We start from the raw sequence: 22,935 nt of genomic DNA, 5'->3' as shown, positions 1-22,935 counted from the left end.
TTGCTTATTTTCCCGCTCCAAAAATTTTTCGTTCCAGCTCCTGCCCTGTCGGGGTGGCAGCCAATCCGCCCAACGCCGTTTCTTTAAGCGCAACCGGCATCATCTGCCCGATCTTGAACATCGCCCCGATCACCTCGTCGGTCGGAATGATGCTTTTCACTCCGGCCATGGCCATATCGGCTGCAACCATGGCAATCGCCGCCCCCATCGCATTTCGTTTGACACAAGGCGCTTCCACCAAGCCCGCCACCGGATCACAGACGAGTCCGAGCATGTTTTTCAAAGCAATCGCCACCGCTTCCCCTGACATCGTTGGCGTTCCGCCCGCCATCTCCACGACAGCTGCCGCTGCCATCGCCGTTGCCGAACCCACTTCGGCCTGGCAACCCCCGGCTGCACCGGCGATGCAAGCGTTATTGGCGATACAAAACCCGATCGCTCCCGCCGTAAACAAAGCACGTACCTTTGTTTCCCGATCGGAGCCCAGTTTTTCGGCCGCGGTGGAAATCGCCCCCGGCAAAATGCCGCAAGCTCCGGCCGTCGGTGTTGCCACAATCGTCCCCATCGCTGCATTCACTTCGGAGACTGCCGTCGCTCTTGAAACCGCATTCAGAATGGTCGAACCCGATAACAGAACGGGTGCGTTTTCTTTATATTCGTTGATTTTACGGGCATCGCCGCCGGTCAATCCGCTATGTGAGCGAATCTCTTCGGTCAACCCCCGTTCGATTGCCTGTTCCATTACGGTCAGGTTGTGTTCCATCCCCGCAAAGATCTCTTCCCGCGGACGGTTCATCACTTCGATTTCGTGCAAAATCATGACTTCGGATATTTTGAGTCCTTCCTTTTCTGCTATTTCCACTAATTCAGCTACTGTGCGAAATTTCATCTTTTCCCGACCCCTTTTCCCACAGAAAACCGCCGGTCCTTCCTGAGGCGGCGGTTTTTATTCCATCATATTATAAGATCGTTACAGCATGAATCCCAGGCAAATTGCCAATTTTATGTTGCACTTCCATTTCCACCGGCTGATCGGTCTCAATGGACATCAAAGCTTGTGACCCTTTCTCTTTGCGTGACACTTGCATAAACGCAATATTAATCTCGTGTTCGGCCAACACACTTGCAACTTTGGCCACCGCACCATACTGATCCTGGTGCAATACCAGCAAAACCGGATCATTGCCGGACAAGCTCAGTTGAAAACCGTTCAGCTCGACGATTTCCATTTTTCCGCCACCGATGGAAATCCCGACCACTTCAACGCTTCCCTGCTCATCTTCCAGATAGATTCGAGCAGTATTGGGATGATCCGGCACTTCATCCGATTCGACAAAGGTGATCTCGATTCCCTCTTCTTTCGCGATCTCAAGGGCGTTCACAATCCGCTTATCGAATGTATCAAAATCGAGCAAACCGCCGGCAATGGCCACATCCGTACCATGGCCGCGATACGTTTGGGCGAATGATCCGTACAAGGTGATAACGGAGCGCTTCGGCTTGCGGCCAAAAATGGTTCTCGCCGCCCGCCCGATCCGGGCCGCTCCCGCCGTATGCGAACTTGAAGGCCCGATCATCACCGGACCGATAATATCAAATACGGTACGATATTTCATATGACATCCCAACCTTTTGCGACAACGTTCCCAGATTAAAGCTGCTCCAGCGGCACCAACAGGCATCCGACTGTCCCCGGACCCGCGTGGGTTCCAACCGCCGGTCCGATGTCAACCACAATCTCTTCTCTTACATCATACATCATTTTTACCTTGTTCAGCCAGGTCTTGGCATCTTCTTCCTGATCCGCATGCAGAATCGCCGCATAGACCGGGCCGACCGGAACTTTCTGCTGCAAAAGTTCAAACACTTTGCTGAAGGCCTTGTTTTTGCCGCGCGCCTTGTCAATCGCCGTTACCTCACCATCTTCGCTGATGGAAATGATCGGCTTGATACTGAGAAGCGAACCGACCAGCGCGGCCGCTTTCCCGATCCGGCCGCCCTTCTGCAAGTATTCAAGCGTATCGACCAGCGCCACCAGGCCCTGCTTTTCGCGAACCCGATCTGCCAGCTGCACCAGTTCATCCAGTGTTTTTCCCTCTTTTGCGGCCCGGGCGACCAGCACGACAATCACCCCGAGAGCATAGGCAACCGATTTGGAGTCATATACCATAATCTCCGCATCGGGATACTCTTCCTGGACTATCGCTTTGGCCAGCATGCAGGATTGGTAAGTGCCGCTCATTTTCGAAGAAATATGAAGGGAAAAGATTTGCTTTGCCCCGCTTTGAATCGCTTTGCGATAAAACTCGGCAATCTCCAGCGGCGAAGGTTGGGAAGTGGTTGGCAACTCGGTAATCTCTCTCATTTTTTGATAAAATTGCGACGGAAACAAATCAACCCCGTCCAAATAAGATTGCCCCGCCAGATGAACTTTGATCGGGACAACGGAAATGTCCAAGGCTTCCGCCAGATCTTTGGGAATATCGGCAGTACTGTCGGTTATGATTTTCACCTGCCCCATCAAACACCCTCCTTTCTTTACTCAACGGCAAACAGGTAATAATAAACCGGTTGTCCTCCCTGATGCACTTCAAATTCGATCTCGGGATAGATTTGCGAAAGTGACTCAACCAGTGCATGCGCCTGTTCTTCGGTCACATCCCGGCCGTAGATCACTGTCACCACATCCGCTTCCTCGCCGATCATTTTTTGCAGCAGGGCTTTGGCCGTTTGCACCATGTCCTGGCCGACGATTTCGATTTTGCCCTCTTGAATGCCGAGGAAATCCCCTTTCCTGATTTCCTGCCCATCCACTTGTGAATCGCGGATCGCATAAGTGAGTTCCCCCGAGCGCACCGCCCCAGAAGCCGTCGTCATGTTCTGCTCGTTCTCCTCGGGGCTTCGCTCCGCACTGAAAGCGAGCAGTGCAGCCAAGCCTTGCGGGATGCTGCGGGTAGCGATCACCGTGACGGGTGTATCAACAATTTGGCTCACCTGCTTTGCCGTCAAAACGATATTCTTATTATTCGGCAAGATCACAATATGTTCAGCTTCAATTTTTCTCACTGCATCGACCAGTTCTTCCGTACTCGGGTTCATCGTCTGGCCGCCTTCCACCACCTGATCGACGCCCAATGAACGGAAAATGTCGACAATTCCTTTTCCGGCCGCCACTGCCACAATGCCGTACTTTTTCTTTTCCGCCTTCTGCTCCCCACCGGTCTGCACAGGGGTGGAGGCAGCGCTTTTTCCTTCCGTCACGCTGGCGTATTGTTCGCGCATGTTGTCGATCTTGATGCGGATCAAATCGCCGAATTTCATGGCAAAATTGAGTGCATCCCCCGGGTATTCGGCATGGATATGTACTTTAACCAATTCATCATCAGCTACGACCAACAGCGAATCCCCGAATTGCTCCATGCTTTTGCGGAATTTGGCTTCATCAAACGCTTCGGTTTTGCGTCGCGTCGTTTTCAAATTGATAATAAATTCGGTGCAATACCCGTGTTCGATTTGCGAAGCATCCATTTTCGACTGGGCGTTATCGTGAGCAAGGGAAGCGAGCGATTCCGTGTCGAGTTTCGCTTGCGGAGCATCGGGGGCAATCTCTTCACCCTTCAAGGCAGCCAGCATTCCCTCATAGATATAAACCAGGCCTTGTCCTCCGGCATCCACTACTCCCGTCTGCTTCAAAACGGGGAGCATTTCCGGGGTGCGGGCAAGCGTCCGCCGTGCTTCATTCAACACCGTCTCCATAATCACAGCGGTGTCTTCCGTCGTCCACGCTTTTTTCATACCGGCGTCAGCCGCTTCGCGCGCCACTGTCAAAACTGTGCCCTCCACCGGTTTGATCACTGCCTTGTACGCAGTTTCAACTCCCCGCTGAAAGGCATCAGCCAATTGATGAGCGTTGATCTCCTTTTTATCGGAAACAGCCTTGGCAAATCCGCGAAACAGCTGGGACAAAATCACACCGGAATTACCGCGTGCACCCATCAGCAATCCTTTTGAAAGCGCCTCCGCCAGTTTTCCCACCGTGCCGGATGCCGCCTGTTTTTCCATCTCTTTCACACCGGATGCCAGCGTCAAATTCATATTGGTTCCGGTATCCCCGTCCGGTACGGGAAAAACGTTCAAAGCATTGACCGATTCCACGTGTTTATTCAGATTCCCGGCACCGGAACGCATCATTTGTAAAAACAGAGCTGCATGGATTTGCTGTGTCAACAGTGTTCCTCCTTACTCTTCATTGACCAGGCGAACTCCCTGCACATAGATGTTCACCTGACTTACTTTCAATCCGATCATCTGATCCAGCGTATACTTCACCTTGGATTGCACATTGTGTGCCACTTCGGAAATTTTGGTTCCATAGCCCACGATGATGTACAGATCGATCACGACTTCTCCGCTCTCCGTGCGCACTTCGATCCCTTTGCTTAAATTCTCCCTGCCCAAAAGTTCCGTAATTCCGTCTTTTAACTGGCTGCGCGAAGCCATCCCAACCAAGCCGTAGCAGTCCATGGCCGCAATTCCGGCAACCGTTGCAATCACTTCATTGGCCACTTGGATTTGACCGAGTTCCGTCGAAACTTCCAAGCTCATTCCAATTCCTCCCAGATGAGGTTTTCCATGCTTTGCTAGGACAATTGTACAATAATACCTAAATGAATAAAAGCTTAACAACATTCATCATACTGGACTCGCTCTCTCCTTGCAAGTAAAGTTCAGGTATGCTAAAATGTGCTGGTGTTTAGTCCTTATTCCGTTACCGTAAAGAGAAGAGTCCTCTCTTGCCTGAAATGTACCCTGACGGAAGATACTTTCGGCAGGGGATGATGGTATGGAACGAAGAGGAGGTGTAAGAATGGCTCGTCGTTGCTTTATCACTGGAAAACAAGGCCACACCGGAAACAAGGTAAGCCACTCCAACCGCAAAACGAGAAAAAAATGGGGTGCCAACGTACAAAAAGTGCGCATTCTCGTTGACGGCAAACCGAAACGCGTATATGTGAGCACTCGTGCCCTCAAATCCGGTAAAGTGACTCGCGTATAACCGAAAAAGAAAAAAGCACCGATTGGGGTGCTTTTTTTATTTGGCCATTAATCTTTTTTGAATGCCGCTAGCAAAACCTTAACGAAACCGCCCAGGAATTTCGGTAGCTTTATGGTATAGAACTTCACCAACATTCACCCCTTACGCTGCAATGATAAAAGATAATGACCGTGTTTTCTTCATCTTATTTATATTCTATAGAGTTCAATGTGTACCTAGAACAGGAGAAAAAATTGCTTGGGGTGAACGCCATATTCCTTAGCGGTCGCGGCTTTCGACCAGCAGGCATTTTCCCGAACGGATCGAGACCCAGCCGGATCCGCTTGCCAATTCATTGCTGATCCCGCGTGTGAATCCGCGATAAAGCGTTTCATTTTTCAGAGGGTATTTTAGCCCGTCTGTCACAATTCCCGTCACTTCTCTGGAAACCGGAATCAAAGAAATGTAGGGGAATTCTCCTTGCCTCAACTCGATTTTACCCGGGCCGGAAAAAAAGCGGACCCGGTTGCTGGAATGGAGCAAAACCCCCCGGGTCCCACGGGCCTCCAGCCATTCCAGAAGCCCCACATTGGCAAGCAAATGATCGAGGCGGGCTCCACCCAGCGCTCCCAAAATGAGCACTTCCCCTCCGGTTTGGTGCTCAAGCGCCTTTGTGAGGGCATAATGCAGGTCGGTTTCCTCCTTTTCCGCCGGCAATCGCTCCACCTCGATCCCCGACTGCATCAGTTCATCGGCAAACTCCTCACCGGCGGTATCAAAGTCACCCACGGCCAGGTGGGGAGTGATTCCCGCCTGAACCAGCTTTTTCGCACCGGCATCCGCCGTAATGATATAATACTTTTCCGGATCGATCAGGGCGATCTCCTCCGCCGTCAAATCTCCCCCCGCCACCACCAGCACTTTTTGCTTCAACATGATTCACTCCCGCTTTTACGATTGCCGTGTGATCAATTGCGGAGCGGAATATAGGATCAAAAGAACGGCAACGAACGAAATGATCACTTCGGGCAACAAATAGGTGACATTGTAGAGGAGTGAATAGAGGTAGACGGACTGGCCTGCCGGAGCGTATTGTTTAAAAAAGACAACCCCGGAAATAAAGTGGGACAACAGGCGAAACGCGCCGGCAAACAAAAGCCCGAAACCGGCCAGTGAAGCTTTCCATTTGCGCGCATAATGTTCGCGAATGCGAAAGAGCCCGGCCAGCCCCAAAGCGGCAAAAGCGATCGGATAATCAAGCGCCGCCTGCACCGGATGGACCACATAACCGCCGGTAATGAGCAGCAACAATCCGGACAGCAAGCCACAGGACAGTCCTGCTTTCACCCCGCGCCGGAACGAAACGGCGGCGATCGGGATCATCACCAGGGTAATCGAACCGCCGTTTGGCATTTCAAACAGTGTCAGCTTATCCAATACAGCTGCGACCGCTGTCATGATCGCCACTTCCAGCATCGTTACCAATCGTGTGGATGAATTCATGGTGTTTCTCTCCTTCTCACTGCTTAACTGCGGCTTCCCGTCCCGGCACGGCGGATGGCAGCGATGGCGGCCTCGCGGTCTTTTTGGCCAAACACCGCCGATCCGGCCACCAGCACCGTCGCTCCCACTTCAACTGCCAGCTGTGCCGTCTCCTGATTGATGCCGCCGTCCACTTCAATTTCGACCTGAAGAGATTGGGCATCGATCAGCCGGCGCAATCCGCGAATCTTGTCGAGTACGTCCGGGATAAACGCCTGCCCGCCAAATCCGGGATTGACCGTCATCAGCAAAATCAGGTCAACATCGCGCAAAATCGGTTCAATCATCGCGACCGGTGTCGCCGGATTGAGGACAACACCCGCCTTCACGCCCTGCTCCTTGATCAGGTGGACGGTGCGGTGCAAATGCCGGCACGCTTCCTGGTGAACCGAAATCAGATCAGCGCCGCTTTTGGCAAACCTTTCAATATATCGGTCCGGTTCCTCAATCATCAGGTGAACATCGAGCGGCAGTTTCGTATGAGGGCGAATCGCCTCCACTACCAAAGGCCCCATCGTGATGTTGGGTACAAAATGACCATCCATCACATCAATATGAATCCAGTCAGCCCCTGCCCGTTCCACGTCGGCAATCTCTTCCTGCAACCGGGCGAAGTCGGCCGACAGAATCGATGGCGCAATCTTGATCATGCTAATACCTCCTCGCCAGCGCATCTTTGATTTCTGCCAAAAACTGCGTATAGTTTTGATAACGCTTTTCGTCGATTTCTTGCTGCTCCAGCGCCGCTTTTACTGCACAACCCGGCTCCCCGGTGTGCAAACAGCCGCGAAACCGGCATTCCGGTGCCCGCTCGCGAATTTCGGGAAAATAATCGCCGAGCTCTGTCGGTTCAAATCCCTGAAAAGTCAATTGGCTGAAACCGGGTGTATCCGCCACTTGTCCGTTTGTCTCCATGGGCAACAATTCCACCGTTCTCGTTGTATGGCGCCCGCGGGCGATTTTTTTGCTCACTTGTCCGGTCAAAAGCTGCATTCCCGGCAACAGATGATTGAGGAGTGAACTTTTTCCCACTCCCGATTGGCCGGCGAACACGGATACCTTTCCGGCCAGCACCGCCTTCAGTTCATCCATGCCTTCTCCTGTGACGACGCTGGTCGCGATTACCTTGTAGCCGGCCGGCCGGTAAATCGCGCTGATCCGTTCAATTTCGCCGTTGTTCTTCAATAAATCCCTTTTTGTGAGAACTATCACAAGATCCAGTCCTTCACGCTCCCCGTGCACGAGGAAACGATCGACCGGCATTTGCTGAAACCGAGGCTGCCGCAAAGAACAAACAACCACCGCCTGATCGACATTGGCGATGGGTGGACGAATGAGTTCATTGCGACGGGGCTGAACGGAGGTCACCACGCCTTCGTTCTGCCCCGTCTTTTCAAACTCGACGATATCGCCGACCAGCGGGGTCAGCTTCTTCTTGTCAAACTTGAACACCCCGCGCGCCCGGCACTGGAGCATATCGCCCCCGTCCGTGCGCACGTAGTAAAACCCGCTGATGGCTTTTACAATTTGCCCGACAGGCATATAAGACCTCCTTTGTCAAAGTTTGATTACCAACCTGGAACCAATTCACACTTTGGTTCATTCGCAATATAACTGTAAACCTTCACGACTCCGCCCTTTTTAATGAAAGTACCCGCTTCCGGCTCCTGCCTAAAGATATGGGCATGACCTACACTTTGCCCGGCCGGATCCGGACATCTGTACAGTTCGACTTTATAGGGCTTATCTGCCAATTTGCTGCTGTGAACGGCAGATTCAAACTTTCCATAATAATTGTCGACTATAGCCCCCTCCACACCTACATAAATTTTCACTTGCGTGTTTGCGGGGTCGTCTACCATCGTTCCGTTCCGTGGCTCTTGATCCCAAATTTGCCCCGGTTGGACTCCTTCTTTCGGTTTTGGTATGATTTTGGGCTCTGGAAAACCGTTGTCCGCCAACCATTTTTTAGCTTCATCCAAGTTCGTGAACAATTCCATTTTCACCGGTTTTCCAGTATTTTCCGTCACCGTCTGATCTTCACTTCCGCCTGAGAATAAGCCCCAGATCGTGTCAAAGCCCCATATGGTCAAAACCAGGATGATGATAATTGTAATGAGGCCAAACAAAAGTTTTTGCCACCAAGGCAGATTGGCTTGCACATTTTCCAGCCAAACGACCGTGCGCTGGAACATGGTACGCTCGCTGTCGTTGGGAGCACTCTTCAGCCGTTCGAGATTGGCCAGCGTTTTGTCACCGAGCGCGTTGGAAGCGACCTGCCCTTTACGCTGACCGCTGCGAATTTCCGGACGCTGGATCGGCGAGTGATAAGAAGGTGGTTCAACAGCGGTTGCCACCGGGGATTCGCCTTCCTCATCCTCCGAAAGCGGAATGGTTTGATAAAGATCGCGCTGTGTCGGTTTGGAACGGGTTCCGGCCCAGTTGGCTTCCAGGCGGGGCCCGATATTGGCTGCCTGCTGGATCGCCTTCAGCATCTCGCGGGCGGAGCTGAAGCGTTTGTTAGGGTCTTTGTCCAATGCGCACAGGATCACTTCCGCCAGCGCATCGGGAATGTTCGGATTGATTGAGCGCGGATCTTCCGGAATCTCCTGCAGGTGCTTCAAAGCAATGCTGATCGCGGAGTCGCCGTCAAACGGCAGGCGGCCTGTCAGCATTTCATACAGGACAATCCCCAAGGAGTAGAGATCGGATTTTTCCCCGATCACACCTCCTCGCGCCTGTTCCGGTGAAAAATAATGGACAGAACCCATGACGGAACCTTCTTGGGTAATCGTAGAGGAACTTGCCGCCCTGGCAATCCCGAAGTCGGTCACTTTCGCTCTTCCATTGGCTCCGAGCAGGATATTATGCGGTTTGATATCGCGGTGGACAATCTGATTTTCATGGGCATGAGCCAAACCGTCGCAGATTTGGATCGCGATGGCGGCCGCTTCCTGCGCCGGGAGCGGTCCCCGTTCCTGAATGTATTGTTTCAGCGTCGGCCCTTCAACCAGCTCCATGACAATGTAATGAGTATAATGATCCTTCCCCACATCATACACATTGACAATATTGGGATGGGACAAGCTCGCGGCAGCTTGTGCTTCCCGGCTAAAACGACGTATAAACTCCGAGTCATTACTGAGGGAATCACTTAACACTTTAATCGCGACATAACGGTTTAACAGCAAGTCTTTTGCTTTGTATACGACCGCCATTCCACCGCCGCCGACACGGCTGACTATTTCGTAACGTCCCCCCAGCTTCTTCCCTTCCATCTGCATGGTCACCTGTTCCTCCTTGAACCCAATTAAGATGTAGCTGACCCACCTGTATGTCTTAGAAGAATTAGGGAAATGTTATCCGCCCCGCCGGCTTCCAAAGCTAATTCGATCAATTTATCGGCTTTTTCGTCCAGCGTCATGGATGTAGATGAGAGGACAAGTCCAATCTCCCTTTCGCTAACCATCGTGGTGAGTCCATCGGAACACATGAGGAAAATATCGTCCTTGCTCCATGGTGTATTTATCAGATCGACTTCGACATCTTCATTTGTACCGACAGCTCGAACGATCATATTGCGCAGGTGATGGTTGCGCGCTTCTTCGGCCGTGATTTGTCCATTCTTTCGCAGAATGTTGACATACGAATGATCCTCGGTCAGTTGATACAGCCCGTTTTTGTGCAGCATGTAGGCGCGGCTGTCCCCAACATGAGCCAGAACCACTTCGTGTTGATCGACGATCGCGGCGATTACCGTCGTGCCCATGCCGGATAACTGGCTGTTCTGCTCGGCCATCCTGAATACTTTCTCATTGGCCTTTCCTACGGCATGCAGAAGCAGATCGCTTTTTTCATCAGTCGAAACATCCAGGTTTTCCGCCCGGAGCACCTTTTCAATGGTGTCGACCGTTTCGCGGCTGGCTACATCGCCAGCTTGATGACCGCCCATTCCGTCGGCGACGATCGCGATCACAGTTCCCGATTTGGTCAAAACCAGGCCTGTGCTGTCTTCATTCAGGTCACGCACACGACCGATGTCAGTGCGCCGTGCAAGCTCCATTCCGGTTACCCCTTTCCCTTTCTAGTATTCCCTGTATTGACCTTTATCAAGAGGAAATCCCGTAGACCGATTCATTGCCGGATCGATTGCTGCCTTTTTTCTTTTGTTGAAAAAGGTATTCATATCATTTCTGTTGAAAAAGGTGATAGGCGAAACGAAATCGTCAGAAAACCGCTGAAGCTCTCCTAGCTCAGACGACTGTGTTTGGCACGAAGTTGTCCACACGCTGCATCGATATCATGCCCGTGTTCCCGGCGAATCGTGGTATTCACATGATAGGAATCCAGGATTCGCTTAAATTCGAAAATTTGCTTTCTCGGTGTACGTGTGTAATTTCGCTCCGGAACATAGTTTACCGGAATGAGATTGACAAGGCAATTCATCCCTTTAAGCAGTTTGCCCAGTTCATGAGCATGTTCGCTTTGGTCGTTTTTCCCGCCGATCAGGGCATACTCAAAAGTGAGTCTACGCCCGGTTTTTTCCAAATAGTACCGGCATGCGTCCAATAATTCCGCCAATGGATAACGCCGGTTGATCGGCATGAGCTTGGACCTGAGTTCGGTATTGGGAGCATGAAGGGAAATCGCCAGGCCTACCTGCCAATTTTCGTCGGCAAACCGGTAGAGATTGGGAACGACTCCGCTGGTGGATACCGTGATATGGCGCTGGCCAATATTGAGTCCGTGCCCGTCATTGATTATGCGAACAAACTTCATCGTCGGTTCATAATTTTCAAATGGTTCACCCGAACCCATCACCACAACCGATTTGACCTTTTCAGATGACGGATCAAGATATTTCTGCGCCATAACCACTTGTGCCACGATCTCGCCGGCGCTCAGATTTCGCTTCAATCCTCCGAGTGTCGAAGCGCAAAAAGTGCAACCGACCCTGCATCCCACCTGTGTCGTCACACAGACGCTGATCCCGTAGTTATGACGCATAATCACGGTTTCAATCGCATGTCCGTCGTGAAGACCGAACAGAAACTTCACCGTTCCATCGCGGGATACCTGAGTCGTAATCACTTGAAGCGGCATCAGGTGAAAGAATTCACTTAATTCTGCACGCATGTTTTTCGGCAAATTTGTCATGTCGCCAAACGAATCGACGCGTTTGACATAGAGCCAATCCATGATCTGGTTGGCTCGCCATTCGGGGTGACCGTGGCGAGTCATCCAATCTTTCCATTCCTGATAAGATAAATCATATGCAAAAGTTTTCACCATTCATTCTCACCAATTCTTCGAAAACTGCCTTACGTCAATAAAAAGCAGGGTTCTCCCTGCATCAAAACTTTTCTTATTATATCATAGTACAATCCAAAAAAAAGGGACAGGTCGTGAAGATTTTTTCGCACCCTCCATGTCCCTGCGCTGTTCATCCCCTAACTGGATTCCAGGCCGATGCGTCTGAGCGTAACTTTGTAATGAATTTGGATCGGTATGTTTGCATATCGGCTTCTCCATTGCATTTTCTCATAGAATTTCGGATAGAAGGCGTGCACATAATTCCCGATCCCCATCACATCGACGCGAAACTCTTTTTGTGAACGCTCGACCAGTTTTTTGGCAATCTTCTCATATTCCCTGGCAACCAATTGGCTCAGTTGTTGGTAGGTTGATTTTTCTGTGATCTGGATCGGACAAGTTTTTTCATTAATTTCTCCTTCTATTTTCACCTGTATGTCAACTTTCCCGTTTTTTACTGTGATCTTTCTGCGGGCATTTTCCGGATGAAAAAAGAAGGTTCCTTCTGCCTTCCCGCAAGGGACGGACAGATCAGCTCCGGAGCGCTGTCTGCGGATATGCATGATCGGGGTGAGCAATCTCTCATCTAATACTCCGACCATGCGATCCCCGCGAAACACAGCCATCCCTTCCCAGTCAAACTGCTCTTTCTGCGCCTTAAACATATTGATCAACGGATTTCGCTTTTGCGGATTGGACAATTCAATCATCACTTGGCCCAGCTCAATCGTCGGGAGTTTTCCTATTTTCACTCCGGTATCGATCTGATCACGAAGGTAATCGGTCGGAATCGGTTCCAATCCGACCTGCGTTTTCATGGCTTCCCTCGCTTTGCCATCGATCACAATCGGCCACATGTGCCTGCGGATTTCCGGGCTGCGGCGCAAAGCGTCCAGATGCCTTGAAATCCCTTCTTTTGCCACATCCTTGCTTAACAGCAACGTTTGCAAATGCCCCAGGAAGATCGGATTGTTTACCTTGCTTTGCAATTCGCTTAAGGCATCTCTCAGCGTTTCCCCCTCAGCGGTGAACGATTGAACGGCGCCGGGGCCGCCTTTTCCCCCACCGCCGCCACCTCCGCCACCTCCGCCGACAATTTGCCCGGGACTGGGGACTTGTGCGGTTACCTCATATCCCTTTTTTCCTTTGTCAATTGCCAGGGAGACAATCACCGCCCGCTTTTCAATTTCAATACTGTCCCAACAACCCGTCAGCAAGAACAAACTGAGCAAAACGATAAACCCCTTAGCGCGAAGAAGATATTTCACGCGGCATTTCCCCTTTCTTGCGACGCAGGATGGCAATCACAAGCAGCAAAATGGGCAAACAGTCCGTAAGAAAACCGAAAATTCCAACTCGTTCCGCATATTTGCCCACTTCCCCCATATTTTCTGGAGCCATAGCCATAACATAAAGAACCGGGGCAAAAGCAAAGGCGATCCAGCGGCGATACCGTCCTTTCAGTCGGAAAAATTCGATCACCATCTGCACAGTACAGGCATACAGATTTAACACTGACGTAAATACGAGCACCAGCCAAATCGACAGAATGGCCGACTCCAACCGTTCAAACAGCATGGCATGAAGCCGGATCACTTTTCCTGTTTCCAATACGGGATACATGACCCGAACCAGTTCATCTTTGCCGAAAATGGATAATGTACCCACACATTTTATCCAGTAAAGGACAATAATTGTTCCAATGGCGAATAAATGGGCTTTCCACGCTTTCATCGGTTGTTTGTAAAATCCGGAAAACATCAGGAGCACACTGTACCCGGAGTAAGCAAAAGCGCCGCTTAGCATTGCTTTGGGCAACTGTGAAGTGTTCATTTGCAGCAAAGGCAGGAGATTGGTACTCTCTCCCCGTTGAATGAAAGCAAATATTTCGATGACTAATGGGAGGAAATTCAGCAACATCAATAGCTCATTATATTTGGCCACGATCCCGAATTCACTGCCCGCCGCAATGGCAACCGAAATAAGCAGAACCAAGATTACCGCTTCAATTGGCGTATTCACCAAGACCGCATTCACCATCGCTTCTCCAAATATACGGACACTCATGGAGATGCCCGATACCAAGTAAAGGGCGATGATCAACAAGACAATGATAGTCAGGAATCTGCCCAACCAGTGGCTCCTCCTGCTTCCCAAGATCTCGGGAGCAAACTGGACAATGGTCTGCCCTGGAAACCTCATGCAAAGAGCAGTCAGCAAGGCGATGATAATTCCGACAAAAATCCCGCTGACGATAATAATCCAGCTCATGTCATTACCACTGACTTCCGCCACATCGCGCGGCAAACTGAGTACACCAACCCCATAGATGGTGGAAACAACTATGGTAAAAGCCTGATACACTGTAATACTGTATCTCGTACCATCTGTTAATTGCTGTTGATTCATTTTTCTCCCCCGCCTTGTCTTACAACATCGTTTACCTTGTAAATCTCCGGCCGTTTTTTCATCCAGGGCCACGGAACACGGATCAAAGTATCTTTCAACGCTTTTAAATTAAGCGGTGCAAACGGGGACATATAGGGAACGCCAAATGAACGGAGCTGCACCAGGTGAAGGATGATCAGCATCATGGCGATCATGATCCCGTACAGTCCAAAGGCTGCGGCAAACATCATCATGGGAAAGCGCAACAACCGAACCGAGATGGCAGCGCTGTAACTCGGATTGGCATAGGAACTGATGGTGGTCAGCCCGACGACAATGACAAACGCAGGTGAAATCAATCCGGCCTGTACCGCCGCCTGTCCGATGACCAAACCGCCGACAATTCCGATGGTCGGCCCGATCGGCGAAGGCAAGCGGATACTCGCCTCACGCAAAATCTCCACACTGATTTCCATCGACAACGCTTCCAAAATCGGTGAAAAAGGCACGGTGGCCCGGCCGGCCGCCATGGCGATCAACAGCTTTGAAGGAACCATTTCAGGATGGAAGGAAACGAATGCGATATACAGGGACGGCAGCAAAAGCGCAATAAACAGACTGAGTAAGCGGATAAACCGCAAAAAGGTAGCGATCAGATACCGCTCATAATAATCTTCCGAGCTGTAATAAAACTGGCTGAATACAGCCGGGGCAATCAAAGCATAAGGGCTGCCGTCCACAAGGATGGCAAACTGTCCTTCCAGCAGATGGGCGACAACCGAGTCCGGACGCTCCGTATTTTGGATCAGCGGAAACGGCGTCCACATCTGATCGACTATAAACTCTTCAACATAGCCGGACTCGAGGATTCCGTCAATCTGGATATCCTGAATGCGCTTTTCAGCTTCTTTCACGACTTCTTCATCGCAAACACCTTCGATATAAAGAAGAGCGACAGTGGTCTTGGTTCGTTTCCCTTTGGTAAAGTACTTGACTCTCAGGAACGGATCGCGCAACCGGTGGCGGATCATCGACAGGCTGCACACTACGGTTTCACTCATCCCTTCACGGGGGCCCCGCACGACGGATTCCGCATGGGGCTCACTCACACTCCGGGTAGTCCACCCTTTGGTTCCGACCACCAAAGCCTTACGGAAATTATCCAAAAAAACAACCGTATCCCCGGAGAGAATGGCATCAAGTGCACTCTTCATATCTTCGATCTCTTTGACCTCACCCGCCTGAACCAGATGGTTGTACACCTCATCATACAAGTCATTGACTGATTCTCGTTTATCGCTGTATTTCATCAGGGGGCGGATGATAAAGTTGTGATTGATATCTTTTTGCACCATTTCATCGAGATAGACAACCGAGGATTTCAAATCTTTCGGCACATCGATCACAAAGGTGCGCACGACCAGGTCGGAACACTCTTTCAGGATATTCTTGATAAACTCCACATTTTTGGCCTCTGTGTCAAAAATGTGCGTTTCCTCCTGAACCGCTTTGCTCAGCTGGCTTTCATTATGCTGTTCCAGCTTTTTCTGCTTCCTGCGCTCTTTTAAGCGCAAGATTCGATACGACGCTTTCTTCATTCACATCACCATTCATAACCTGCCCGACATGCATGAAAAACATGCAAAATAATACGGAATATGGAAAATGAAGACAAAAAAAACCATCCACCTGTTGCGGTGAATGGTTCAACTTGATCACACAGCCTCCATATGCCGGTTCACGCCGCCTTTTTGGTCATTCTCTTCGCTCCGGCTCCTTCCGTCGTCGTCCCGTTTCGGGCCATGTCTTCACGATGGCCGTTTGATCATCCGGGCGATAAAAAAACCGTCGCTCATAAAATGATGCGGCAGGATTTGCAGCCATCCACCGGCGATGATGGCACGCTCCCGCACGAGCGGAAGCAGGTTTTCCTGCCATTTTTCATCGGCAAAAAACTCCGGATGGCGGGATAAAAAGGCCTCGACCTGCTCCTGGTTTTCACGCGGTTCAATGGTGCAGGTGCTGTAGACGAGCACTCCGCCCGGTTTCAGAAGCGGCGCAACTGCTTCCAGCAACTCCTTCTGCATCTGCACCAGCGTGTCGATCATCCTGGCTTCTTTGCTCCATTTGATATCGGGTTTGCGGCGAATCACCCCCAGCCCGGAGCAAGGAGCATCCAGCAGAATGGCATCAAAAGTCTCCCTGGCGATCTCTTTGCCCAGCTCCCTTCCGTCCGCCTTTTTCGGAGTGACAATGGTAATCCCCAGCCGGTTTGCATTGGAAGAGATCAGCTCCAATTTATGCTCATGAATATCACAAGCCAAAATGGAACCTTCATTCTTCATCCGTTCCGCCATATGCATCGTTTTCCCGCCCGGGGCCGCACAAACATCGAGCACCTTCATCCCCGGCCGCGGATCAAGCGCCGGAGCGACCAACATGGAACTTTCATCCTGAATTGAACAGTCTCCTTCCCGGAACAGCAAGGAGAAAGCCGGATTCCCGCCTCGCTCGATCCGGATGCCGTCGGGTGAAACAGGAGAGGGGAGGGCCTTCCCCTCCTGCTGCCTTCCCCATTTTTCAATAAATTGATCCCGCGTCAGGCGCAGGGAGTTGACGCGAATGTTTACTTTGGGCGGAACATGATTGGAAGTGAACATCAGGCGGGATTCTTCTTCACCGTATACTTCTTCCATCCGGCGCACCATCCATTCCGGATGGGAATAATAAAGGGCTTTTTCCTTGATGTTCTTCGGAAAGGCGGAAGGCGTCAGTCTCTCCTTCTGCCGCAGATAGGACCGCATCACTCCGTTAACCAATCCGGAAATCCCCTTATGTCCTCTCTTTTTGGCGATCTGTACGGTTTCGTGAACGGCTGCACGGGAAGGAATTTTATCCAGATAGGCCAGTTGATAAATTCCCAGGCGCAACAGCTGGCCCACCCAGGGCTCCAATGAACCGGTTCCTTTTTTAACCAGGGAATTTAATATCCAATCAAGCGTATTCATCCGCTGAATCGTCCCGTACACCAGCTCGGTCACCAGGCGCTTGTCCCGGTCATCCAGCCCGCTTTTTTCCAGAGCATGGTTTAAGAGAAGATTGCTGTATGAGTGCCTTTCTTCATATTCAATCAGAATATCAAGCGCAACTTCCCGGGCTGTGGCTTTCTTCATTTCCGATCCCCTAACTGTTCTCCAACCGTCATCTGCCGCCCGCGCACGAATTCAGCCACCGGCATCCTGCGTTTTCCCGCCGGCTGCACCTCCTGCAACAGCAAATGTCCGCCTCCGGTCGCGACCAAAATCCCGGCTTCATCAATCTGCACCACTGTCCCGGGTTCGGCCGTGGCCTGTTTTTCAACCGGCTTCGCCCGCCAAATTTTAAACGGCTGATTCTTCCAAGTGGTAAAGGCGACAGGCCAAGGATAAAGGCCTCGCACCTGATTCCAAAGTTCCATGGCCGTGCGTGTCCAATCGATTTTTTCATCATCACGCGTAATATTGGGCGCATAGGTTACCTGACTTTCATCCTGTTTGACCGCTGTTATCTTGCCTTCCAGAAGCAGAGGCAACGTTTCCGTCAACAGTTCAGCTCCGAGGACGCTCAGCTTCTCATGCATGGTTCCGACATCATCATCATCCGTGATCGGAATGGAGCGTTGTGAAATGATATCTCCCGCATCCAGCGCTTTGACCATATACATGATCGTGATGCCGGTTTCTTTCTCCCCGTTGATGATCGCGTGATGGATCGGGGCTCCCCCACGATATTTCGGCAGGAGGGAAGCGTGGACGTTAATGCAGCCGAATTTGGGTTCCTTTAAAATAGCTTCCGGCAAAATTTGCCCGTAGGCGGCTGTGACGATCAAATCCGGCTTCAGCGACAATACTCTTTCCACCGCTTCCGGATCGCGCAACTTTTCCGGCTGGTAAACGGGCAGTCCCAGCTTTTGCGCCGCCATCTTAACCGGGGGAGGAGTCAATTCTTTCTTGCGGCCCTTGGGCCGATCAGGCTGGGTCACCACCCCGATCACATGATAGCCTTCCCGTACCAGCGATTCCAAGGAGGGAACGGCGAAATCCGGAGTTCCCATAAACAAGACTTTGACTTGATCCGTCAATCCTCTTCCTCCTCTTCATCCGGGCGGAACACGCGTTCAGCCACATCAATAAACAAAACGCCGTTCAGATGATCGATTTCATGTTGGAAGGCACGCGCCAGGTATCCTTCCGCCTCGATTTCCACCGGATTTCCGTGGCGATCCTGCCCTTTGACCTTGATCCAGTTGGCCCGGCGCACTTCCCCGAGCAGATTGGGAATGCTGAGGCAGCCTTCCGGCGGAGAAATCTGTTCTCCCTTTTTCTCGACGATTTCCGGATTTACCATTTCAATCAGCCCTTCTCCGACATCGACCACAATTGCCCGCTTCAGGATTCCGACTTGCGGCGCAGCCAATCCAACGCCACGAGCGTCATACATCGTCTCCGCCATATCATCGAGCAATTTCGCCAAGCGCGCGTGAAATTTGGTCACCGGCTTTGCCTTTTGTTTCAGGACGGGATCGGGATATTGCACAATTTTACGAATGGCCATTTTCATGAAAACTCCTTTCCCAAACAATTCCATCTCGATCTATGCTGAACCTTAAATCCCCGTCATCGATCCGCATCTCCAGTTCCCGCAAGCAAATTTTGCACTTTTCTGCGGTTACTTCATCCAAAGGGGGATATTTAATCAACATTTGCAAACGATAACGATCTTTCAGCCTCGGAATCGGCGCGGGAACGGGACCCAGGAGCCGCGTCCGCTTCGGTAAATTCTTTCCCAGAAAACGCGCCATTTCCTGTCCCTGCCGCATCAGGGAAACGCGATCCGGATGGCTTAACAAGAGGGTAAACAAGCCGTAAAAAGGAGGATATCCATGCTGTTTCCGAATGATGCTTTCCTGTCGGTAAAAACCGTCGCTGTCATGCTCAACGGCCCGTTCAATGCTGTAATGGTCAGCGCTGTATGTTTGAATGATCACCCGGCCCGGCTTTTCATGCCTCCCGGCCCGGCCGCTCACTTGCGTCAACAATTGAAACGTCCGTTCGGCAGCCCGAAAATCCGGAAGATGCAGCATGGAATCGGCGGCGATCACCCCGACCAGCGTCACCTGCGGAAAGTCCAATCCTTTGGCGATCATTTGCGTTCCCAGCAAAACATCCGCTTTTCCGGAGCCAAATGCGTTGAGCAACCGTTCGTGCGCCCCTTTCCGGCTGGTGGTGTCCACATCCATGCGAATCACACGCAGACCGGGAAAACGCCGTGCCAGTTCTTCTTCGACCCGTTGCGTACCCGTGCCGAAATGACGGATATGTTTGCTTTGGCAATGCGGACACGCCCCCGGCATCCGCTGGGCAAAACCGCAATAGTGACAACGCACCGTCCGGTTGGTCTGATGGTAGGTAAGCGAGATGTCACAGTGGGGGCAGACTAGCGCTTCGCCGCATTCCCGGCACATGACAAAAGTGGAAAAACCGCGGCGGTTGAGGAATAAAACCGCCTGTTCCCCCCGGTTGACACAGGAAAGCAATTCCTCCTTCAACCGCTCGCTGAACATGGTACGGTTTCCTTTGCGCAATTCTTCCCGCATATCGACAATCTCCATCTGCGGAAACGGTCTTCCTTTTACCCGCTCTTTCAACTGCACCCACTCATGCCATCCCTGCTGTGCGCTCACAACCGTTTCCACCGCCGGAGTGGCCGAACCGAGAACCAGGACAGCCCCATGGTGTTGTGCCCGCCACAGGGCAACGTCCCGCGCGTGATACTTCGGATTCTCTTCTTGTTTATAAGAGGATTCGTGTTCTTCGTCGATGATGATCAGCCCCACATTTTGGAATGGGGCAAAAATCGCCGAGCGGGCTCCTATTGCCACTTTAACCTTACCCAACCGGATTTTGCGCCATTCATCATAGCGTTCTCCGCCGGAAAGCCCGCTGTGCAACACGGCCACCAGATCGCCAAACCGGCTTTTAAAACGGTCGACCATCTGCGGTGTCAACGAGATTTCCGGAACCAGTACAATCGCTTCCCGCCCCTGCTGCATCACTTCGGCGATCGCCTGCAGGTAAATTTCCGTTTTTCCGCTCCCCGTCACCCCGTGAAGCAAAATGGAGCGGAAACAGCGTTCCCTGATCGGGGCCACGATCGACGCAAAGGCTTGATACTGCTCAGGCGTCAGTGGCAAAGGAGCGGTCCGCTCAAACTGGCGATGGGCAAAGGGATCGCGATACAACTCCCGTTCCTCCCATTCAAGAAATCCCGCCTCGACCAGCGTTTTTACGGTGGAACGGGCGACACCCAGTTCTGACAGCAAATCGGGCAACGCGATCTCTTGCGGCCTTTTTTCAAAAAAACGAAGCACTTCTTTTTGTCTGACCGCCCGGGCCGACAGGGAAGCAGCGGCGTTTGCCAATTCCTCCGGTTTTTTGGGCCGGACGAAGATCACTTTTTGCTTCGTGACACGATCGCCGACTCTCTCCTCCAAAACCACCCATTTCTCCTCGCTCAGTTGCCTCAGGAGAGAGGCATCCACTCCTGCAAAACGGAGAGCATCCTCCCATGCGCACTCCCCCTGCTCGCGCAGGTGAACCAATAATGACTTGGCAGAAAGGCTGAGCAGCGTTTCTTCTTTTCGCCCGGCCTCCGGGTGCAGACGGACGACTTTTTGGTAGGTTCCCTTCAGTACGGCAGGAATCATCGATTGGAGAGCGGTAATCGTACGGCACAAATACTCATTGGCCATAAAAAACCCGAGCTGCACCAGTTCCGGAGTGAGCGGGGGCGCAAAATCCATTACCTCCTGAATCGATTTCAGGCGTCCGGCAGCGGGCCGTTCTTTGATATTGACCACATAACCGATCCGTTTCTGCGGGCCAAACGGCACTTTTACCCGGCTGCCGATCTGCACCTCCGTAAAAAGTTCAGTCGGAATCCGGTAATCATAGGGACGGTCGGTGGCTTTGGCCGGTACATCGACAATCACTTCAGCAATCAAACCGGCATCAGTTCCCATGCAAGCGTTCTCCGATCAGCCGGATGATTTCCGCTGCCACTTCGGCCTTGCTCATCAGCGGCAACGACAGAACTTTTCCCTGCCGGTCATAAACCGTCACGATATTCGTTTCCGTTCCAAAGCCCGCTCCCGGTAAGGTCACATCATTCGCCACAATCAGGTCCATCCCCTTGCGCTCGAGCTTCTCTCTGGCATAATCCTCAACCCGCTGTGTTTCTGCGGCAAATCCCACGAATAGTTGATGCTCTTTTTTTCTCTTTCCCACTTCGCTGGCGATATCTTCCGTTTTCGTCAGCGTGAGGGTCAGTTGATCCGCCGTTTTTTTCAGCTTTTGCCCATGTTCCTGCAACGGCCGGTAATCGGATACAGCGGCTGCTTTTATTATAATATCGGCTTGCGGCAAATAGTGTAAAACCGCTTCTCTCATTTCCAAAGCCCGCACGACGTCGATTCTTTTCACCCTCTCCGGTGTTTGCAGCGAAACCGGACCGGCGATCAAGATGACTTCCGCCCCGGCCTTGGCGGCTGCTTCCGCCAGGGCAAATCCCATCTTGCCGGAAGAGTGATTGGAGATATAGCGCACCGGGTCGATCGGTTCCTGCGTCGGTCCCGCCGTGATCAGCACCGTTTTTCCGGCGAGCGGTTTCCCTCCGGCAAAAAACGTTTCCACCCACGAGATGATTTCCTCAGGCTCTGCCATGCGTCCTTTTCCCACATAACCACAGGCCAGATGCCCTTGCCCCGGTTCAATGAAAAAGACGCCCCGCTCTCTCAGGGTCGCGAGATTTTTTTGCACGACCGGATTTTCGTACATATGTACGTTCATCGCCGGTGCAACCACGATCGGGGCCTGCGTGGCCAATAAGGTTGTCGACAGCATGTCATCCCCGAGTCCAAGGGCCATTTTGGCAATGATATTGGCCGTCGCCGGGGCAATGATAAACAAATCGGCGTGATCGGCCAGATCGATATGGTTCACCACTTCGGGATTATATTCATCAAAGGTGTCGACTGCCACATGATGCCGGGACAAGATCTGCATTGTAAGAGGGGTGATAAATTGAGTTGCCGACTTGGTCATAATCACTCTCACATCATATCCGCGTTGCGCAAGCCCGCTGGCGACAGAAGCGGCTTTAAAAGCAGCGATCCCACCTGTGACACCGAGCACGATCCGTTTTTCCTTCATGGCAATCCCCCTCTCCCTTCCTTCGTTCCCCCGGAAAAACTGTTCGCGCTATTCATTCGGGAGATATGACATTCCGGGGTTTCAGCGCAATCCGCTTCTTCTCACAAAAAGAACAACCTTTTAAACAGGTTGCCGTCAAAAACAAGCAAAACGATCAGGGGAACCGTTTCCTCTTTGCACGTTCCCCTGATCGGCATGCCTTTATCCTTTGTGCGGATGTTCCGGCACGAGGAGATCATCGGCGATCTCTTCCAAAGCCATCCCCACATATTTTTTCGAATGCGGCTTGATTTGGGGCTCCTGCCCGTCGAGCAGTTGGCGCGCCCGCTTTGCCGCCAAAACGACCAACGAATATTTGCTGTCCGCTTTTTTCATCAACAAATCAATGGATGGATAAAGCATTTTCCT

General features: G+C 51.7%; 23 protein-coding genes. 1 reads left to right on the top strand and 22 read right to left on the bottom strand.

Annotation, left to right across the window (positions count from 1 at the left end; all coding sequences use genetic code 11):
- Positions 1-4 precede the first annotated feature (4 nt).
- The 5 genes from sdaAA to I8U19_RS08460 all read right to left on the bottom strand — a co-directional run bounded on the left by sdaAA (position 5) and on the right by I8U19_RS08460 (position 4,605).
- Positions 5-889, bottom strand: coding sequence for an L-serine ammonia-lyase, iron-sulfur-dependent, subunit alpha (sdaAA, locus tag I8U19_RS08480; protein WP_033099775.1), 885 nt, complete (start codon positions 887-889; stop codon positions 5-7).
- A gap of 70 nt (positions 890-959) precedes the next feature.
- Complete coding sequence (gene sdaAB / locus I8U19_RS08475) at positions 960-1,616, bottom strand: L-serine ammonia-lyase, iron-sulfur-dependent subunit beta (protein WP_198055683.1); 657 nt, start codon at positions 1,614-1,616, stop codon at positions 960-962.
- Between the two features lie 35 nt (positions 1,617-1,651).
- Complete coding sequence (locus I8U19_RS08470) at positions 1,652-2,521, bottom strand: DegV family protein (protein ID WP_033099777.1); 870 nt, start codon at positions 2,519-2,521, stop codon at positions 1,652-1,654.
- 17 nt (positions 2,522-2,538) lie between these two features.
- The gene (locus I8U19_RS08465) at positions 2,539-4,230 is read right to left on the bottom strand and encodes a DAK2 domain-containing protein (protein ID WP_370589366.1); all 1,692 of its coding nucleotides are present in this window, start codon (positions 4,228-4,230) and stop codon (positions 2,539-2,541) included.
- Between the two features lie 9 nt (positions 4,231-4,239).
- Positions 4,240-4,605, bottom strand: a complete 366-nt coding sequence (locus I8U19_RS08460; protein WP_033099778.1) for an Asp23/Gls24 family envelope stress response protein — start codon at positions 4,603-4,605, stop codon at positions 4,240-4,242.
- A 262-nt stretch (positions 4,606-4,867) separates the two neighbouring features.
- Here I8U19_RS08460 and rpmB point away from each other — a divergent pair, with 262 nt between their 5' ends.
- Complete coding sequence (rpmB, locus tag I8U19_RS08455) at positions 4,868-5,056, top strand: 50S ribosomal protein L28 (RefSeq protein ID WP_033099779.1); 189 nt, start codon at positions 4,868-4,870, stop codon at positions 5,054-5,056.
- Between the two features lie 47 nt (positions 5,057-5,103).
- Here the strand turns inward: rpmB and spoVM are convergent, their stop codons facing one another.
- The 17 genes from spoVM to rpoZ all read right to left on the bottom strand — a co-directional run bounded on the left by spoVM (position 5,104) and on the right by rpoZ (position 22,929).
- Positions 5,104-5,184 carry a stage V sporulation protein SpoVM gene (gene spoVM / locus I8U19_RS08450; RefSeq protein ID WP_033100295.1) on the bottom strand — a complete coding sequence of 27 codons (81 nt, stop codon included), beginning with the start codon at positions 5,182-5,184 and terminating at the stop codon, positions 5,104-5,106.
- Positions 5,185-5,314: 130 nt separating this feature from the next.
- On the bottom strand, positions 5,315-5,968 hold the full coding sequence (locus I8U19_RS08445) for a thiamine diphosphokinase (RefSeq protein WP_198059130.1): 654 nt from the start codon (positions 5,966-5,968) through the stop codon (positions 5,315-5,317).
- Positions 5,969-5,986: 18 nt separating this feature from the next.
- Positions 5,987-6,538 (bottom strand): energy-coupled thiamine transporter ThiT, encoded by a 552-nt coding sequence (gene thiT / locus I8U19_RS08440; protein ID WP_198055681.1) that lies wholly within the window; start codon positions 6,536-6,538, stop codon positions 5,987-5,989.
- A 23-nt stretch (positions 6,539-6,561) separates the two neighbouring features.
- Positions 6,562-7,227, bottom strand: a complete 666-nt coding sequence (gene rpe, locus I8U19_RS08435) for a ribulose-phosphate 3-epimerase (protein ID WP_198055680.1) — start codon at positions 7,225-7,227, stop codon at positions 6,562-6,564.
- Between the two features lies 1 nt (position 7,228).
- Positions 7,229-8,119 carry a ribosome small subunit-dependent GTPase A gene (gene rsgA / locus I8U19_RS08430; protein ID WP_033100292.1) on the bottom strand — a complete coding sequence of 297 codons (891 nt, stop codon included), beginning with the start codon at positions 8,117-8,119 and terminating at the stop codon, positions 7,229-7,231.
- Between the two features lie 26 nt (positions 8,120-8,145).
- A complete protein-coding gene (gene pknB / locus I8U19_RS08425; protein ID WP_232330929.1) occupies positions 8,146-9,855 on the bottom strand; it encodes a Stk1 family PASTA domain-containing Ser/Thr kinase in 1,710 nt (569 codons plus the stop codon).
- Positions 9,856-9,887: 32 nt separating this feature from the next.
- Positions 9,888-10,640: a Stp1/IreP family PP2C-type Ser/Thr phosphatase gene (locus I8U19_RS08420; RefSeq protein WP_033100291.1), complete on the bottom strand. Its 753-nt coding sequence runs from the start codon at positions 10,638-10,640 to the stop codon at positions 9,888-9,890.
- A gap of 185 nt (positions 10,641-10,825) precedes the next feature.
- Positions 10,826-11,869 (bottom strand): dual-specificity RNA methyltransferase RlmN, encoded by a 1,044-nt coding sequence (gene rlmN / locus I8U19_RS08415; RefSeq protein WP_033100290.1) that lies wholly within the window; start codon positions 11,867-11,869, stop codon positions 10,826-10,828.
- A 158-nt stretch (positions 11,870-12,027) separates the two neighbouring features.
- Complete coding sequence (locus I8U19_RS08410) at positions 12,028-13,158, bottom strand: Ger(x)C family spore germination protein (RefSeq protein ID WP_198055679.1); 1,131 nt, start codon at positions 13,156-13,158, stop codon at positions 12,028-12,030.
- On the bottom strand, positions 13,136-14,299 hold the full coding sequence (locus I8U19_RS08405) for a GerAB/ArcD/ProY family transporter (protein ID WP_198055678.1): 1,164 nt from the start codon (positions 14,297-14,299) through the stop codon (positions 13,136-13,138). Before I8U19_RS08405 ends, I8U19_RS08410 begins: the two co-directional genes overlap by 23 nt.
- Positions 14,296-15,876: a spore germination protein gene (locus I8U19_RS08400; RefSeq protein ID WP_198055677.1), complete on the bottom strand. Its 1,581-nt coding sequence runs from the start codon at positions 15,874-15,876 to the stop codon at positions 14,296-14,298. The genes I8U19_RS08405 and I8U19_RS08400 overlap by 4 nt, the downstream gene beginning before the upstream one ends.
- 210 nt (positions 15,877-16,086) lie before the next feature.
- Positions 16,087-17,451, bottom strand: a complete 1,365-nt coding sequence (rsmB, locus tag I8U19_RS08395) for a 16S rRNA (cytosine(967)-C(5))-methyltransferase RsmB (RefSeq protein ID WP_198055676.1) — start codon at positions 17,449-17,451, stop codon at positions 16,087-16,089.
- On the bottom strand, positions 17,448-18,371 hold the full coding sequence (gene fmt / locus I8U19_RS08390; protein ID WP_198055728.1) for a methionyl-tRNA formyltransferase: 924 nt from the start codon (positions 18,369-18,371) through the stop codon (positions 17,448-17,450). Before fmt ends, rsmB begins: the two co-directional genes overlap by 4 nt.
- A 23-nt stretch (positions 18,372-18,394) precedes the next feature.
- On the bottom strand, positions 18,395-18,871 hold the full coding sequence (gene def / locus I8U19_RS08385; RefSeq protein WP_033100286.1) for a peptide deformylase: 477 nt from the start codon (positions 18,869-18,871) through the stop codon (positions 18,395-18,397).
- On the bottom strand, positions 18,858-21,338 hold the full coding sequence (priA, locus tag I8U19_RS08380) for a primosomal protein N' (protein ID WP_198055675.1): 2,481 nt from the start codon (positions 21,336-21,338) through the stop codon (positions 18,858-18,860). The genes def and priA overlap by 14 nt, the downstream gene beginning before the upstream one ends.
- Positions 21,328-22,527, bottom strand: coding sequence for a bifunctional phosphopantothenoylcysteine decarboxylase/phosphopantothenate--cysteine ligase CoaBC (gene coaBC, locus I8U19_RS08375; protein WP_033100285.1), 1,200 nt, complete (start codon positions 22,525-22,527; stop codon positions 21,328-21,330). The genes priA and coaBC overlap by 11 nt, the downstream gene beginning before the upstream one ends.
- Before the next feature lie 201 nt (positions 22,528-22,728).
- Positions 22,729-22,929: a DNA-directed RNA polymerase subunit omega gene (gene rpoZ / locus I8U19_RS08370; protein WP_033100284.1), complete on the bottom strand. Its 201-nt coding sequence runs from the start codon at positions 22,927-22,929 to the stop codon at positions 22,729-22,731.
- Between the last annotated feature and the right edge of the window lie 6 nt (positions 22,930-22,935).

The sequence above is a fragment of the Thermoactinomyces sp. CICC 10523 genome (assembly GCF_016055105.1).
Lineage (GTDB): Bacteria > Bacillota > Bacilli > Thermoactinomycetales > Thermoactinomycetaceae > Thermoactinomyces_A > Thermoactinomyces_A daqus.
The sequence above is the reverse complement of the archived record's forward strand: the minus strand, read 5'-3'. Positions and strand labels throughout refer to the sequence as shown.